Origin of the sequence: Streptomyces sp. AP-93 (genome assembly GCF_022808175.1) — a bacterium.
Taxonomy (GTDB): Bacteria; Actinomycetota; Actinomycetes; order Streptomycetales; family Streptomycetaceae; genus Streptomyces.
The window spans coordinates 15,014-29,138 of record NZ_JALGBX010000004.1 but is presented as its reverse complement, the minus strand read 5'-3'; the positions used below and the strand labels follow the sequence as shown (position 1 = coordinate 29,138).

At 73.8% G+C, this 14,125-nt stretch carries 11 protein-coding genes and 1 pseudogene; 9 read left to right on the top strand and 3 right to left on the bottom strand.

From position 1 onward, the window contains the following. Positions 1 to 80 precede the first annotated feature (80 nt). A pseudogene (locus tag MTF69_RS43690) lies at positions 81 to 236 on the top strand (AI-2E family transporter); the annotation flags it as partial. Beyond that, positions 231 to 1,178, top strand: coding sequence for an AI-2E family transporter (locus tag MTF69_RS07960; RefSeq protein ID WP_374322581.1), 948 nt, complete (start codon positions 231 to 233; stop codon positions 1,176 to 1,178). The pseudogene MTF69_RS43690 and the gene MTF69_RS07960, both read left to right, overlap by 6 nt. Before the next feature lie 275 nt (positions 1,179 to 1,453). Here the strand turns inward: MTF69_RS07960 and MTF69_RS07955 are convergent, their stop codons facing one another. Beyond that, the gene (locus MTF69_RS07955; RefSeq protein WP_243332007.1) at positions 1,454 to 2,080 is read right to left on the bottom strand and encodes a helix-turn-helix domain-containing protein; all 627 of its coding nucleotides are present in this window, start codon (positions 2,078 to 2,080) and stop codon (positions 1,454 to 1,456) included. 226 nt (positions 2,081 to 2,306) lie between these two features. Between MTF69_RS07955 and MTF69_RS07950 the strand changes: the two genes are divergently transcribed. From MTF69_RS07950 to MTF69_RS07935, 4 genes are all read left to right on the top strand, one after another. Beyond that, complete coding sequence (locus MTF69_RS07950) at positions 2,307 to 3,437, top strand: aryl-sulfate sulfotransferase (RefSeq protein ID WP_243332005.1); 1,131 nt, start codon at positions 2,307 to 2,309, stop codon at positions 3,435 to 3,437. After that, on the top strand, positions 3,434 to 4,816 hold the full coding sequence (locus tag MTF69_RS07945; RefSeq protein ID WP_243332003.1) for a uracil-xanthine permease family protein: 1,383 nt from the start codon (positions 3,434 to 3,436) through the stop codon (positions 4,814 to 4,816). The genes MTF69_RS07950 and MTF69_RS07945 overlap by 4 nt, the downstream gene beginning before the upstream one ends. 78 nt (positions 4,817 to 4,894) lie before the next feature. Beyond that, on the top strand, positions 4,895 to 5,755 hold the full coding sequence (locus MTF69_RS07940; RefSeq protein ID WP_243332000.1) for a hypothetical protein: 861 nt from the start codon (positions 4,895 to 4,897) through the stop codon (positions 5,753 to 5,755). A gap of 59 nt (positions 5,756 to 5,814) precedes the next feature. Then, positions 5,815 to 6,066, top strand: coding sequence for a hypothetical protein (locus MTF69_RS07935; RefSeq protein ID WP_243331997.1), 252 nt, complete (start codon positions 5,815 to 5,817; stop codon positions 6,064 to 6,066). Positions 6,067 to 6,082: 16 nt separating this feature from the next. Here the strand turns inward: MTF69_RS07935 and MTF69_RS07930 are convergent, their stop codons facing one another. Further along, positions 6,083 to 6,703: an L-threonylcarbamoyladenylate synthase gene (locus tag MTF69_RS07930; RefSeq protein ID WP_243331995.1), complete on the bottom strand. Its 621-nt coding sequence runs from the start codon at positions 6,701 to 6,703 to the stop codon at positions 6,083 to 6,085. A 434-nt stretch (positions 6,704 to 7,137) separates the two neighbouring features. Here MTF69_RS07930 and MTF69_RS07925 point away from each other — a divergent pair, with 434 nt between their 5' ends. Then, positions 7,138 to 9,618 carry a YfhO family protein gene (locus MTF69_RS07925; RefSeq protein ID WP_243331993.1) on the top strand — a complete coding sequence of 827 codons (2,481 nt, stop codon included), beginning with the start codon at positions 7,138 to 7,140 and terminating at the stop codon, positions 9,616 to 9,618. Positions 9,619 to 9,804: 186 nt separating this feature from the next. Beyond that, entirely contained in the window at positions 9,805 to 10,554 is a 750-nt protein-coding gene (locus tag MTF69_RS07920; protein WP_243331991.1) for a ZIP family metal transporter, read from the top strand. Here MTF69_RS07920 and MTF69_RS07915 read toward each other — a convergent pair. After that, a complete protein-coding gene (locus MTF69_RS07915; RefSeq protein ID WP_243331989.1) occupies positions 10,526 to 11,917 on the bottom strand; it encodes a cytochrome P450 in 1,392 nt (463 codons plus the stop codon). The two genes, MTF69_RS07920 and MTF69_RS07915, sit on opposite strands and share 29 nt — an antisense overlap. Before the next feature lie 336 nt (positions 11,918 to 12,253). Here MTF69_RS07915 and MTF69_RS07910 point away from each other — a divergent pair, with 336 nt between their 5' ends. Next, complete coding sequence (locus tag MTF69_RS07910; protein WP_243331986.1) at positions 12,254 to 13,978, top strand: chloride channel protein; 1,725 nt, start codon at positions 12,254 to 12,256, stop codon at positions 13,976 to 13,978. Positions 13,979 to 14,125 lie beyond the last annotated feature (147 nt).

The following is a 14,125-nucleotide window of genomic DNA, read 5'->3' as shown; positions in this document are numbered from 1 at the left end:
CGCACATGACCAGGCGACTCGTGACGCGGCCCGCCCGGCGGCTCCCTCCCGGCGGCCGCCCCCGCGGCGAAGGAGGGACCGGCCGGGCCCGTACCCCTGAGCTAGCGGCGGCCCCGGCCGCACGGGCGGCCGCCGCCGCGACCCCGGTGGCCCCGGCCCTGCGGACGGCGGCCGGGTACGCCTGGCGGCTGCTGGTCGTCGGCGCGGCGGCGTACGCGGTCTTCGCCGTCCTGGGCCGGTTCCACGAGATCGCGCTGGCCCTCTTCCTCGGTCTGGTCGCGGCGGCGATGCTGCGCCCGCCGGCCGCGCTGCTGGCCCGGGTGATGCCGCGCGGGCTCGCCGTGGCCTGCACGCTGATCGTCAGTCTGGTCCTGGTGTCCGGCGCCCTCGCCCTGGTCGGCGAGGCCGTCGCGGGGGAATGGCCCGCGCTGGTGCGCGAGTTCCGGGTCGGGCTGGCCCGCATCCAGAGCTGGCTCCAGGGCCCGCCGTTCCACCTGGACTCGCACGCCCTGAGCGACGTCCAGTCGAAGATCGGCACCTACCTCTCCAGCCACCGATCCACCGTGCTGAGCACGGCCCTGAGCGGGGCGGGACGGGTCGTGTCGGTGCTCACCGTGGCGGCCCTGGGGTTGTTCTGCTCCATCTTCTTCATCCACTCGGGCGACCGGCAGTGGAACTGGTTCTGCGGACAACTGCCCGAAGGGGTACGGGGGCGGGTGGCCGACGCCGGCCGCGCCGCCTGGCGGACCTTCACGGGCTACACCCACGGCATCGTCCTCGTGGCCGCGACCAACGCCGTCCTCGTGGGCATCGCGCTCTACCTCCTCGGCGTCCCGCTGGCCGTGCCGCTCGCCCTGCTGGAGTTCGTGGCCGCGTTCGTCCCGCTCATCGGCTCCCCGGTGGCCCTCGGCGTCGCCGCCGTCGTCGCCCTCGCCACCAAGGGGCCGCTCGTGGCCGCCCTGGTGGTCGCGCTCATCGTGGTCATCGGCCAGATCGAAGGGCACCTGCTGCATCCGCTCGTGATGAGCTGGGCGGTGCGCCTGCACCCGATGGTGGTGGCCCTGTCGGTGGTCGCGGGAGCCATCGCCGCCGGGATCGTGGGGGCGGTGGTGGCGGTGCCCCTGGTCTCGGTGGCCTGGTCCGTCCACCAGTCCCTGCGCAAGGCCCGCACGGGCTGACGCGGAGCGGCCCGCACGGGCTGACGCGGAGGGGGCCGCACGGGCTGATGCGCAGAGCGCCGCACGGGCTGACGCAGAGGGGGCCCGCACGGGCTGACGCGGAGGGGGCCATACGGGCTGATGCGCAGGGGCCCGTACGAGCTGACGCGGAGGGGCCCGTACGAGCTGACGCGGAGGGGCCCGTACGAGCTGATGCGGAGGGCGCCCGCACGGGCTGACGCGGAGGTGGCCCGTACGAGTTGACGCGCAGGGGTCCCGCACGCGCGGAGCACCCGTCAGCCGAGGGGGTCCACGACGGCCTCGACGTGGTCGGCGACGGCGACGAGCAGCACCCGCGTGCCGGCCTCCAGCGCCCGCCACCGGTGCTCCACCCCGCCGGTGAGGTACAGCGTGTCGCCGCGGCCGAGTCGGTGGGTCCGCCCGTCGGCCTCGACCTCGGCGGCGCCGTCGGCCACGTACATCAACTCGTCGTTGCGGTGCCGGAACGCGCGCTCGGCGTCGTGGTCCCCGGTGAACTCCAGCGCGTGCATCTGGTGCTGCCCGCGTACGAGCGGACGGACCCGGGCCGTCGGATCCGGCCCGGAACCCGGCCCGGAACCCGGCCCGGAACCCGGCCCGGAACCCGGCCCGGATGCGAGCCCGGGATCGGCGTCGGCCCGCACGATGTCCACCCGGCGCGGGGTCTCCCCGGCGGCCAGCAGCTGCACGGCCGTGGTGTCCAGGGCGTCGGCCACCCGCTGGAGCGAACGCATGCTGGGGCGGGCCCGGTCGTTCTCGATCTGGCTCAGGAAGGGCGAGGACAGCCCGCTGCGCGCGGCCACCTCGGCGAGGGTGAGGTCCAGAGCCCTGCGCCGTCTGCGGATGCCCGCACCGATCCTCCGCTCGGACGTCTCGTCTTCCACCTGGCCGCCCACCCCGCACCCCGCTCGTCGTTCTCCGCCTCTGACGATCATCTTCCCGCACCCCGCCGCGGGCTTCGCACGCCCTTCACAGTGCCGCAACAATGCGCGGCTAACTTCAAAGGAGATTGCTCGCATCAAAGAAAGTTTCACGATCCGGCGACGACCGCCGCCACCTCATGGCCCGCCCGGCCTCGCCCCCCGCCCCATCCCGCAGGAGGACATCCGCATGCCCCCGGTCGACCAGAACTTCCGCCGCCGCCGCGGCACCGGTCTCATCGCCCTCGACCCCACCGCCTCGGAAGGCGGGTACACCCTCTACGCCCCGCTCACCGGCACCGGCGAGGTCTACCTGATCGACATCCACGGCGAGGTGGTCCACGAGTGGCGGCTGCCCTACCGCCCCGGCCGGCACGCCCGGATCCTCGCCAACGGGAACCTGGCCTACAGCGGCGTGCTCCCCGGCGAGGAGGCCCTCTTCCCGATGTGGCACAAGTACCGCGGCGGCGTGATGCTCGAAGCCGCCCCGGACGGCACCGTCCTGCGCGAACACCGCGATCCGCTCCAGCACCACGGCGCCCACCACCTCGGCGGCGGCCGCGTCCTCTACACCGCGCTCGAACCGCTGCGCGGTGCCGACGCGGCGGGCGTGCTCGGCGGAGTGCCCGGCTCGGAGGCGGCCGACGGCACGGTGTGGGCCGACACCATCACCGAGGTCGACGCCGACGGCTCCGTACGCTGGTCGTGGAGCGCGGCCGAACACCTCGACCGCGCCGACTACGCCCTGCACCCCGACTACGCCCGCGAGCACTGGCCGCTCATCAACAGCGTCGTACCGCTCGCCGACGGGAACGTCCTGGCCAGCCTGCGCAGCGTCTCGGCCGTGGTCGTCATCAGCCGGGCGACCGGCGAGATCCTCTGGCGCACCGAGCCCGGAACCGTCTCGCAGCAGCACGCCCCCACCGAACTCGCCGACGGCAGGGTGCTGGTGTTCGACAACGGCGTCTTCCGGCCCGGATCGGACGTCCCCTACTCCCGCGTCATCGAGATCGAGCGCTCCTCCGGCAAGGTCGTCTGGGAGTACCACGACCCCGCCCGCGAGGCCTTCTTCGCCCCGTTCATGGGCAGCGCCCAGCGCCTCGCCGGAGGCAACACCCTCGTCACCGACTCCCCGTCCGGCCGCCTCTTCGAGGTGACCCCCGAGGGCTACCTCTGCTGGGAGTACGTCGTCCCCCACTTCGGCCCCTACCAGGAGTCCGAGGTCCGAGGCCTGTTCCCGTCCGAACCCAACGCGGTCTTCCGCGCCTACCGGTACACCGCCGAAGAGCTGCCCTGGCTGGACAGAGAGGCCGCCCGGTGAGCGCCGCCTCCGCGAAGCGCGCACCGCAGAGCCCGGCCGGTCCCGTCAGTCCCGTGGACGAGCGGCTGCCGCTGCGCCGGCTGGCCCCGCTGTCCGCACAGCACGTCCTGGCCATGGTGGCCGCGCCCGTCTCCACCACGTTCCTGACCGGCCAGGCCCTCGGCCTCACCGCAGCCGCCACCGCCTCCCTGCTCAGCGCCACCCTCGTGCTCTGCGGCGCCGGCACCCTGCTCCAGTCCCTCGGGATCTGGCGGTTCGGGGCCCGGCTGCCCTTCGTCATGCTCCCCGGCGGGGCGGCCACCGCCCTCTTCCTCCAGATAGCCAAGGACCACGGCCCCGCGACCGCGACCGGCTCCGTGCTCCTGGCCGCGGCGCTGCTCCTCGCCGTACTGCCCTTCTACGCGAAGGTCGTACGGCTCTTCCCGCCCGTGGTCATGGGCATCACCGTGCTGCTCATCGGGATCGCCATGATCCGGGTCGCCGCCCAGCTGGTCACCGGCCGCCCCGGGAGCCCCGGGTACGCCGCGCCGTCGGCCGTGGTGCTGGCCGGCGCGACCATCGCCGCCACCGTGCTCTTCCTCATGGTGCTGCGCGGGATCTGGCGGCAGACCGCCGTGCTCCTCGGCATGGGCGCGGGCACCCTCATCGCGCTCACGACCGGCCTCGGCCACTTCGAGCCCGTGGGCGGAGCCGGCGGGGGCCTGACCCTGCCGCACCTCCTCCCGTACGGCGCACCGCACTTCGACGTGCTCGCCGCGCTGCCCCTCCTCGTCTTCAGCCTCACCACCCTCGCGGAGATCACCGGGCAGACCGTGCTCAACAGCGAGACGGTGGGCCGCGAGAGCGACCCCGGCCGCGATGTGCCCCGGGTGGCCAGGGCCGACGCCCTGATCTCGGTGTTCGGCGGGCTGTTCGGCACCTCGCTGATGGTCACGAGCGCCGAGAACATCGGCATCGGGCGGCTCACCGGGGTCCGCAGCCGCTTCGTGACCGCCGGGGCGGGAGTACTGCTCATCGCCGTCGGCCTGCTGGCACCCGTCTCCCGGCTGCTCGCCGCGATCCCCGCGCCCGTCGTCGGCGGATCCGCCCTGGTGATCTACGGGATCATCGCGGTGATGGGCGTCGACATGCTCGGGCGGACCGCGCCCGGCGCCGGCGGCGGTTCCACCGTGATCGCGCTGGCCCTCACCGCCGGACTGCTGCCGGTGGTGGCCCCCGACCTCTACCAGGGGTTCCCCACCTGGGCCCGGACGGTCCTCGGCAGCGGGGTGGTGGCGGGCACGCTCGCCGCGGTCCTGCTCCACGCGCTCTTCCGCGCGTTCGGGGGCGGCGAGCCGCCGGGCAGGGTGTCCGCGCGGAAGGCCCGCTCCGCGGACTGACGGCGGTGATCCGCCGGGCCGGCGGCTATCCTCGCGCGGCGAAGGCGGATACAACTGCTGTGCGAAGAGGGGGAGCCGATGCTGCGCGATGCGCGCGAGTGGTTCGACGGCGCGGCCGACGGGGAGATACGGGCACTCGAAGAAGTGCCCGGCATCGATCCGGAACGGCTGCGGGAACTGTGGTGTGCCGAACCGGAGCTGATGCTCCGCCTCGACCGCCTGCACACGGCCGCACAGCGGGCCTTCGAACGGCGCACGAGGGCGGCGGTCACCGAGGACCTGTTGCGGGCCCTGCGCGCCGTTGCCCAGGGGGCCGACGTGGCCCGGCTGGAGACGGCGGTCGCGCTGGCCGGAACGCGGCTGGACGCCGATACGGCCACCGCGGGGGCGCGCGGCCTGAACACCGGCCTGACGTGCGGGATCGTGGTCAGCCCGGTGATCCTGGTCGTGGTCTTCGCGCTGGGCGCGTGGGTGCCCAGGATCTTCGGAGTGGAGCTCGGCTGCGAGTCGCGACTGGCCCTGGCGGGGGCCCTGGTGTGCTTCGCGGGCGGCGCGATGGGCGCGGTCTTCAGCGTGATCGTCCGGCTGCGCGATCCCCGGCAGCTCATCCGCGACAGTCCGGGCGGGGCCGGCCCGGACGCGGATCCGGTCCAGCTGTGCCGGGCACTGCGCCAAGAGGGCTGGTACCGGGTGGTGGTGGGGTGGTTCCTGGCCACCGCGCTCTACCTCCTCGTCGCCGGCGGGATCCTCACCGCCCTCACCCCGCCGGCCGACCCGGCCGAACTGTGCGGCCCCGGCCCGCTCTCCGGCGACGGGCCCGGGGCCCTGGCCAGGACCTGGTTCTTCTGGGGAGCCATCGGCTTCCTCGCGGGCCTGAACGAACGGTGGGCGCGCGGACTGCTGCGCCACCCGTCGCCACCCGGGAAGGAAACGGCCTAGCCCCGCCCGCCCGCCCGCGCCGGACGGCATGATGCGCGGGAGCCGGTTAGCGTCGGGGGATGAGTACCGAACCGCAGACCTTCGAGATCCTGCTGGTGCCCGAGCACGTCGTGGAGGGATCCGCCGCCGACGCCGTACGCTCGGCCGTCGTCACGCCGACGGGCCAGAACGGCGCCTCCGGCTATCCCCGCTACTCGGGTGACGGGATGGTGGCGGACATCGACCCCGTCACCCGAACGGTGGAAGCGCTCCTCGTGGACGGCTCCGAGCTCGACTACGGCCTCAAGGCCGTCCTGCACCCGCCCACCTGACGCGCAGCGGCCGCCGCTACTCGAAGCGGGCGGTGTCCCCCGCGCCCCGCCGGACGATCTCGGCCTCGCCGCTGGAGAAGTCGATGACCGTCGTCGGCATCGTCCCGCATTCGCCCGAGTCGACCACCATGTCCACGACGTGGTCGAGCCGGTCCTTGATCTCCCAGCCCTGCGTCATCGGCTCCGCCTCGTCGGGCAGGAGCAGCGTGCTCGACAGCAGCGGCTCGCCGAGCTCGGCCAGCAGCGCCTGGACCACGACGTGGTCGGGGATGCGCACGCCCACCGTCTTCTTCTTCGGGTGCTGGAGCTGGCGCGGGACCTCCTTCGTCGCCGGGAGGATGAAGGTGTAACTGCCGGGGGTGGACGCCTTGATCGCGCGGAAGACGTCGTTGTCGATGATGACGAACTGGCCGAGCTGCGCGAAGTTCTCGCACACCAGGGTGAAGTGGTGGCGGTCGTCGAGCTGTCGGATGGACCGGATCCGGTCCACGCCGTCACGGTTGCCCAGCTGGGCGCCCAGCGCGTAGCAGGAGTCCGTCGGGTAGGCGACGAGCCCTCCGGCGCGGATGCCGTCGGCGATGCTGCCGATCGCGCGGGGCTGGGGGTTTTCGGGGTGTACGTCGAAGTACTTTGCCATCCGCCGAGCCTACGGGATCCGGTGGTTCCGGCACTCGGGCCGGGCGCTCCCCGAGGCTCCCCCCGAGGCCCCCCGAGGACCCCGCCCGAGCCCCCCGACGCCCCCGCCCGACGACTCCGCGAGGCCGGGCCGCACAAAAAAATGGCCGATTGTCCATTTTTTATGCTGCACGGACCGGACAATCTCGTGATTGCGATCATATTCGTTGCGCCGTGTGCCTGAATTTTTCGGCGGTGTGCATAGGCTGCGGGAATCGGTGGCCTGCCCGCGGCCGATCGGCCACGCACGGGGAATTGCCACACATGACCGCCACTTCACTCCAGCCAGCCGGAAAACCCCTCTCCACGCGAGGCCGCAGAGGGGTCGCGCCCCAGGTGGGCGGGGTCAAACGGAATATTGAATTCCTTTCCGCTCTCGTGGCCGCGCTCATATCCATGGCGGCTTACAGTTCCGGTCTCGCCGCGCGCGGCGTCTACCCTTTCGGGTCCGTCTCGCGCGCCACCAACGACCTGCGCCACCAATACGTTCCGTTCCACACCCGCCTCTGGGACCTCCAGCACGGCAATGCCCAGGGAGATCTGCTCTTCAACTGGCAGAGCGGCTACGGTGTCGGATTCCTCGGTGACTTCTTCACCTATCTCACCAATCCGTTCTCCCTGCTCACCGGACTCCTGCCCCGCCAGCAGGCGGACCTCTCGGTGTACCTCGTCAGCCTCTGCAGCATGGGCCTCGCCGCCGCGCTGATGACCGTGTACCTGGGACGCCTGCGCCCCGGCTCGCCCTGGCTGCGCGCCCTGCTCTCCGTCGGCTACGCCGTCTGCGGCTGGGGAGTCACCGAGGGCACCGTCGTGCCGATGTGGACCTGGGGCCTGGTCGCGATACCGATGCTCGGGATGGCCGCCGACTGGTGTCTGACCGGCCGCCGCTGGATCCTGGGCAGCCTCCTCGTCGCCCTGTGCTGGTTCGCCAACTTCTACACCGCCGCCATGGCCACCGCGGCCACCGCGCTCGTGTTCTCCGTACGGCTCCTGCTCGCCGACACCGGCCTGCGCACCCGCGGCCGGGCGCTGTGGCGGGCCGCCACCATGACCGGCACCGGGCTGCTCCTCGCCGCCCCCGCCATCCTGGTGTGCGCCTTCGCCAACCGGCGGGCCCAGCCCACCGAGCTGTACGTGGTCGGCGTGAACACCGACCCGCTGACCTTCCTCTCGATGCTCATACCGGGCACCCACCCCGTCCGCGTGGCGTCGCCGAACGTCTACGCCGGGGTGCTCGTCCTCCTCCTCGTCCTGACCCTGCCCTTCCAGTCGAAGGTGCGCGGCCGCGAACGCCTCGCCTGGTTCTCGCTCATACTGCTGACCGGCGTCTCCTTCGTCCTCACCCCCACCGCGGAACTCTGGCAGGGCGGGGCCCTCCCGCACGGCGCCCCCTTCCGCGAGTCCTTCGTACTCAGCGGCATGCTGGCGATGGCCGCCTGGATCTGCCTGGCCCACATGCCCCGGCCCCGGGCCCTGCTCGGCGGCGCCGGCCTGCTGGCCCTGCTCGTCGCGGCCACCTACGACCTCCCGCCGGTCAACGGGCAAGCCCTCACCGGCGTCCTGATCGGTGGGGCCGTCACCACCGTCCTGCTGCTCCTCTACGCGCGCGGGCTGCGCCGCCCCGCCCGCACCGGCGTCATGCTGCTGCTGGCCCTATCGGTCTTCGCCGGCACCACGTACTCCGTCTACGGCAACTCCGTCGCCGACGACCCCCGCCGGCGCGGCCCCGTCCGCGCCCAGACCATGACCGAGCGGGGCAAGGGCGCGCACCAGGCCCTGGACGCGCACAAGAACTGGCCCGCCACCCGGGCCGACGCCGGATCGGGCCTCTTCGTCACCAACAACGACGCGATGCTGGTCGGCGGCCAGGGCGGCGCCTACTACAGCAGCTACGTGAGCGTGCAGACGGCGCGCGGACTGCGCGGCCTCGGCCTCGGCCAGGGCATGGGCGGCCGCCACCTGTGGCCCGCGGGCGACCCGGTGCTGCGGGCCCTGCTCGGCATCGGCACCGTCCTCGAACCGGTCGGCGAGAGCGGCGTCACCGTCCGCACCCTGCCCGCACCGCCCCTGGTCACCCTCCGCACACCAGGCAGCGACCAGTCCTACGGGGCTCCCGAGGACTCCGTATGGGGCCGCCGCCAGGCCGCCCTCGGCGCCAGGATCTACACCGTGCCCGCGCTCGCCCGCACCGGCGGGCCGGCCGCACCCGCACCGGCGGCCGGGCCGGGCTTCGCCCTGACCAGGGCCGAGGGCAAGGGCCCGGAGAGCTGGACCGCGTTCACGGGGCAGTGCGCCCCGGGGGCCCGCGCCTTCCTCCACGCACCCGACCTGTACGCGACCGTCCGGGCCGAAGGCACCGGCCGGCTCCAGGACTTCGCCGGCAGGCCGCCCGCGGTCAGTGCTCCGGTCACGGAACTGGGCACGGTGGCGGCCGACGGCCGTTTCACCTTCTCCGTGCGCACCCCGAAGGGCGGCCAGGTCCTGCCGCCCGAGGCGCTCGGCTGCCTGGACCAGGCCGCCTTCGACGCCGCCGTGGCCCGGCTGAAGGCCGACGGAGCCACCCACGTCTCGGCCGGCGGACACACCGTCGACGCCCGGCTCCCCAAGGGCTCGACGGGCACCGCGGTGCTCGCCACCACGGCGTCCCCCGGCTGGAGTTGCTCGGTCGACGCGGGACCGGCCCGCGCCCCGGTCCCGTACCAGGGCCTGCTCGGCGTCCCCCTGGGGTCCGGCGGCGCCGACCGGCTGCAGTGCTCGTACGTCCCCGAGGGGCTCCGCGCGGGCCTGGCCGGCACCGGCGCGGGCCTGCTGCTCATCGCGGGTGCCCTGGTCGGCGCGCGGTGGCGCTCCAGGGCCTCCCATCCCGCCGATCGGTGATCGAAAAGCCCTGCCACCCTCATCTTCCGGCCGTATCCCGACCCGTGATCAGCCCGTGCGAGAACGGGCCCGTCGACGGTGATCCCGGTCACGACCGGCCCGTCCCGCCGGGGCGGAGTGCCGCAAAGGGAACAATGAGGGCGTCCTGGATCGCCGATTCGAGGAGTCAGGGGAAGGAAGCGCAGCTTGTACGACGCACTCGTGGCCGGCGCCTGGGGGCTCCTCGCCGGCAGCGCCCTGCTGGCCGGCGCGGCCATCGGCACCTTCTTCGCGGTACCGCGAAGGCTCATCGCCCTGATCATGGCGTTCGGCTCGGGCGTGCTGATCGCGGCGGTCTCCTACGATCTGATCGCCGAGGCCCACGACACGGGCGGCATGCTCCCCACCGCGCTCGGTACGGCCGCGGGCGCGGCCGTGTACAGCTCGGGCAACGCCCTGCTGGCCCGGCGCGGCGGCCGGCACCGCAAACGCTCGGGCGGCCACCAGCCCTCGGAGGACCAGCAGCCCGGCTCGGGCAGCGCCATCGCGATGGGAGCCGTGCTCGACGGGGTCCCCGAGTCCGTGGTGATCGGCGCGAGCCTGCTCGACGGCGGATCCGTCGGACTGGCCACGATCGGCGCCGTGTTCATCAGCAATGTCCCCGAAGGCATGGCCAGCGCCGCCGGCATGCGCACCGCGGGCCGCGGACGCCGGTACGTCTTCGGGCTCTGGGGCGGGATCGCCCTGCTCAGCGGTGCGGCCGCGCTGCTCGGCAACGCCCTGCTCGGTGACGCCGCGCCGGAGACCCTCGCGGCGGTCACCGCCTTCGCGGCCGGCGCGATCCTCGCGATGATCGCCGACACCATGCTCCCGGAGGCCCAGGAGAACGCCCACCTCGCCACCGGTCTGGTGACCGTGGCGGGATTCCTCACCGCCCTGGGTCTGGGTGAGCTGTGAGCGGGCGAGCCGCGAGCGTGCGAGCAGCGAGCGTGGCCGGCGTCGGACCGTCCGGACGCACCGTGATGCTGTAGGCGGCCTTGTCCGGGACGGACCGGAAGGCCGGCACATGGGCCGGCAGCAGCTGCTCCAGCAGCACCGTCGACTCGCGCAGCGCGAACTGCAGCCCGAGGCAGGCGCGGGGGCCGATGCCGAAGGGCACGTACCCGCCCGTGGCGGACGGCCGGCCGCCCGGTGCGGTGAAGCGCAGCGGGTCGAAGCGCCCGGGATCGGGCCACAGCGCGGGGTCGCGGTGCGCGAGGTACGGGCAGACGAGCACGTCGGTGCCCGCCTCGATGGCGTAGCCCGCCAGGACGTCGTCCTCGACGGCGTGCCGGGGCAGGATCCAGGCGGACGGGTACAGCCGCAACGTCTCGTTGACCAGGGCCTGGATCGCCTCCCGGCGCTCCGCCGAACCCTCGCCGCCCGCCGCGAGGGCCCACTCGCGGGCCTCGGGACGGCGGTCGAGGAGCAGGTACAGCCAGGTCAGCGTGGTGGCCGTGGTCTCGTGCCCGGCGACCAGCAGCGTGACCAGCTCGTCGCGGATCAGCCGGTCGGTGTACTCGGGCCGCTCGGCCGAGGCCTCCACCAGCAGGTGGAGCAGCCCCGGCCCGTCGGGACCCGCGGAGCCCCGGCGGGCGGCGGCGATGGCGTGGTGGGCCACGGCGTCGATCCTGGCCAGATCGGCGGCCACCGCCTCCCCGGCGTCGGCGGAATCCGCGGGCAGCGTCGGCAGCGCCGCCACCACGGCCGCGACGGAGCCCAGTTCGCGCTCGGTGTCCGCGTCCAGCGGGTGGCCGGTCAGGGAGCGCCAGATGGTGTCGAGGGCGAAGCGCCGCATCTCCTCCCCGACGTCGAAGACCTCCCCGGTACGGGCGTACGCGGCCCAGCGCCCGGCGGTGATCCGCGCCGCCTCGGCGATCCGCTGCTCGTAGCGGCGCATCCCGGTCCCCGTGAACTGGGACTGCAGCAGCCGCCGTTGCCGCTTCCACGCCTCGCCGGTCGCGGAGAGCACGCCCTCGCCGACCAGCAGCCGGGCGCGGTGCGAGCGTTTGACGTAGCGCTGCGGATGCAGGGCCAGCACGTGCTGGATCGCCCCGGGATCGGTGACCAGCACGGTCGGCCGGGCGGCTGGCCCGCTGGCCGCCCCGCCCCCGGGGCCGTCGCCGAGCCGGAACGCACCGACCCCGCCGAGCCGTCCGCACACCTCGGCCAGCAGCTCGACGAGCTGGCCTCCCCCCGCGCTCCACCGCTCCACGACGGAGGGGTCCAGCTCGGGGACCGGGGGACTGAGGCGGCCCACGGGACCGGCTTCGATGGCCATCGGTGTTCCCCTGTTCGTCCGTTCGCCGGCTGGGCCGGGTTCCGCTCGGGCACCCCCTGCGTTCCGCCGGTTGCGGCGGATTCCGCCCGCGCGGGGCCGGCGGCAGCACGGACTGTACGGGACCGGGCACGGACGGGGGTCGCCCTTCGGCCAGGCGGCACACCGTCCCGGACGGGCCCTCGACGGACCGGTGACGGGGGCCCTACGCCGGGCGGGTGTACCTCCGGCCCGCCTCCGGGCCGAGGCGGGAGGCGGCCCGTTGGATGGGGGTCCGGGGGATCGTGGTCAGGGGCCGGGGCGCGCGATCGGCAGTGGATCGGTTCCTGAGGAGTGGCGATGGGTCCGTTCTCGGCGGACGGGGCACGGGACGCGCTGGACCGCACCCAGGCCGCGATGCTGCTGCCCGCCGTACTCGTGGGCGCCGGGTCGGGATTCGGCGCGGTGGGCTTCCGCTGGCTGATCGAGGTCTTCACCCGGGCGCTGTCCGGCCACGACGACTACTCCTCCGCCGGCCATGCCGACAACCCGTACGTGCCCTGGCTCGGACCGTACTTCGTGCTGCTCGCGCCCGTGGTCGCGGGCGCGCTCTACGGACCGCTCGTCTACCGCTACGCCAAGGAGGCGCGCGGCCACGGAGTCCCCGAGGTGATGTACGCGGTCGCCCGCAAGGGTGGCCGGATCCCGCCCCGGGTCGCGGTGGTGAAATCCCTCGCCTCCGCGCTGTGCATCGGCGGCGGCGGTTCCGTCGGCCGCGAAGGGCCCATCGTCCAGATCGGGGCCGCCCTCGGCTCCACCGCCGGAGCCCTCCTGCGCGTGCGCGAGGAACGGATGCGGCTGCTCGTCGCCTGCGGCGCGGCCGGCGGCATCGCCGCCACCTTCAACGCGCCCCTGGCCGGCGTCTTCTTCTCGATGGAACTGATCCTGCGCGATTTCACGGCCCGCGCCTTCGGCCTGGTGGCGGTCTCCTCGGTCACCGCCAGCGTGATCGGACGCGTGGTCCTCGGCGACGAACGGTTCCTGGACCTGGCGCCGGTGGGCGCCGGCCACCTGGCCGCGTACGCCCTGTACGTACTGCTCGGCGCGTTGGCCGGGGTCGTCGGGGTGCTCTTCACCAAGGTGCTGTACGGGGTGGAAGACCTCTGCGACTCCGTCTGGCACGGCCCGGAATGGCTCCGCCCGGCAGCCGGCGGCATCGTGCTGGGCGCGATCCTGCTCGCACTGCCCGAGATGTACGGGGTCGGCTACCCCGTCCTGGGCAAGGCCGCGGTGGGCGGGTACGCGATCGGGTTCCTGCTCGTGCTGCTCGTCGGCAAGATCATCGCGTGCAGCGTCACGATCGGGATCGGCGGCTCCGGAGGCGTCTTCGCACCCAGCCTCTTCGTCGGCGCCATGCTCGGCAGCGCCTTCGGACAGTCGATGGACCACCTCGCCCCCGGAGTGACCGGCTCGGCCACGACCTACGCCGTCATCGGGATGGGCGCGGTCTTCGCCGGTTCGGCCCGCGCACCGATCACCGCCGTCGTCATCATCTACGAACTGACCGGCGAGTACGGCATCATCCTGCCGCTGATGGCCGCCGTCGCCGTCGCCACCGGAGTCAGCCACGCGCTCAGCCGGGACACTGTCTACACGGCCAAACTCCGCCGCCGCGGCGTCGACTTGGACCTGACGGGCCCGGCCGCGATCGAGGTCCGGACCGCCATGGGGCCGCCGCCGCCCCCGCTCGCGCCCGGCACCGGACTGCGCGAGGCGGTCACGGCGATGATCGAGGCGGACGCCGGCCGCCTCCCCGTCGTCGACCGGCACGGCCACTACACGGGCTCGGTCGGCGCGCTCGCCCTCTCCCGGGCGCTGCACGAAGGCCTCCCCGAGAACACGCCCGTCGAGGCGGTACGGGACCACCCGCCGGCCCTGCTCGCCGGCCAGTCCCTGCAGCAAGCGCTGCCGCTCCTCGCCGCGAGCGAGGGCGACGGACTCCCGGTCCTCGACGAGGAACGGCTCCGCCTCCTGGGATGGGTCTCCCACCGCTCGGCCCTGCTGACCCTGCACCCACCGACCTGACGCGGCGCCCCAGGCCGGTGACCGGCCTGCGCCGCGACGGCCGCTCCGCCCGGCACCCACGCTCAGACGCCCCGTTGGCTTGGTTATTCAACCTCAGGCGCCGGCCGTTGAACTGAGTTGAACTGAACAGGGCAGACTCCGTTGGAG

Coding starts and splice junctions, on each gene's coding strand:
- MTF69_RS07910 (WP_243331986.1), top strand. CDS start 12,254: ATGGGTCCGTTCTCGGCGGACGGGGCACGGGACGCGCTGGACCGCACC.
- MTF69_RS07925 (WP_243331993.1), top strand. CDS start 7,138: ATGGCGGCTTACAGTTCCGGTCTCGCCGCGCGCGGCGTCTACCCTTTC.
- MTF69_RS07940 (WP_243332000.1), top strand. CDS start 4,895: ATGCTGCGCGATGCGCGCGAGTGGTTCGACGGCGCGGCCGACGGGGAG.
- MTF69_RS07915 (WP_243331989.1), bottom strand. CDS start 11,917: ATGGCCATCGAAGCCGGTCCCGTGGGCCGCCTCAGTCCCCCGGTCCCC.
- MTF69_RS07950 (WP_243332005.1), top strand. CDS start 2,307: ATGCCCCCGGTCGACCAGAACTTCCGCCGCCGCCGCGGCACCGGTCTC.
- MTF69_RS07930 (WP_243331995.1), bottom strand. CDS start 6,703: ATGGCAAAGTACTTCGACGTACACCCCGAAAACCCCCAGCCCCGCGCG.
- MTF69_RS07935 (WP_243331997.1), top strand. CDS start 5,815: ATGAGTACCGAACCGCAGACCTTCGAGATCCTGCTGGTGCCCGAGCAC.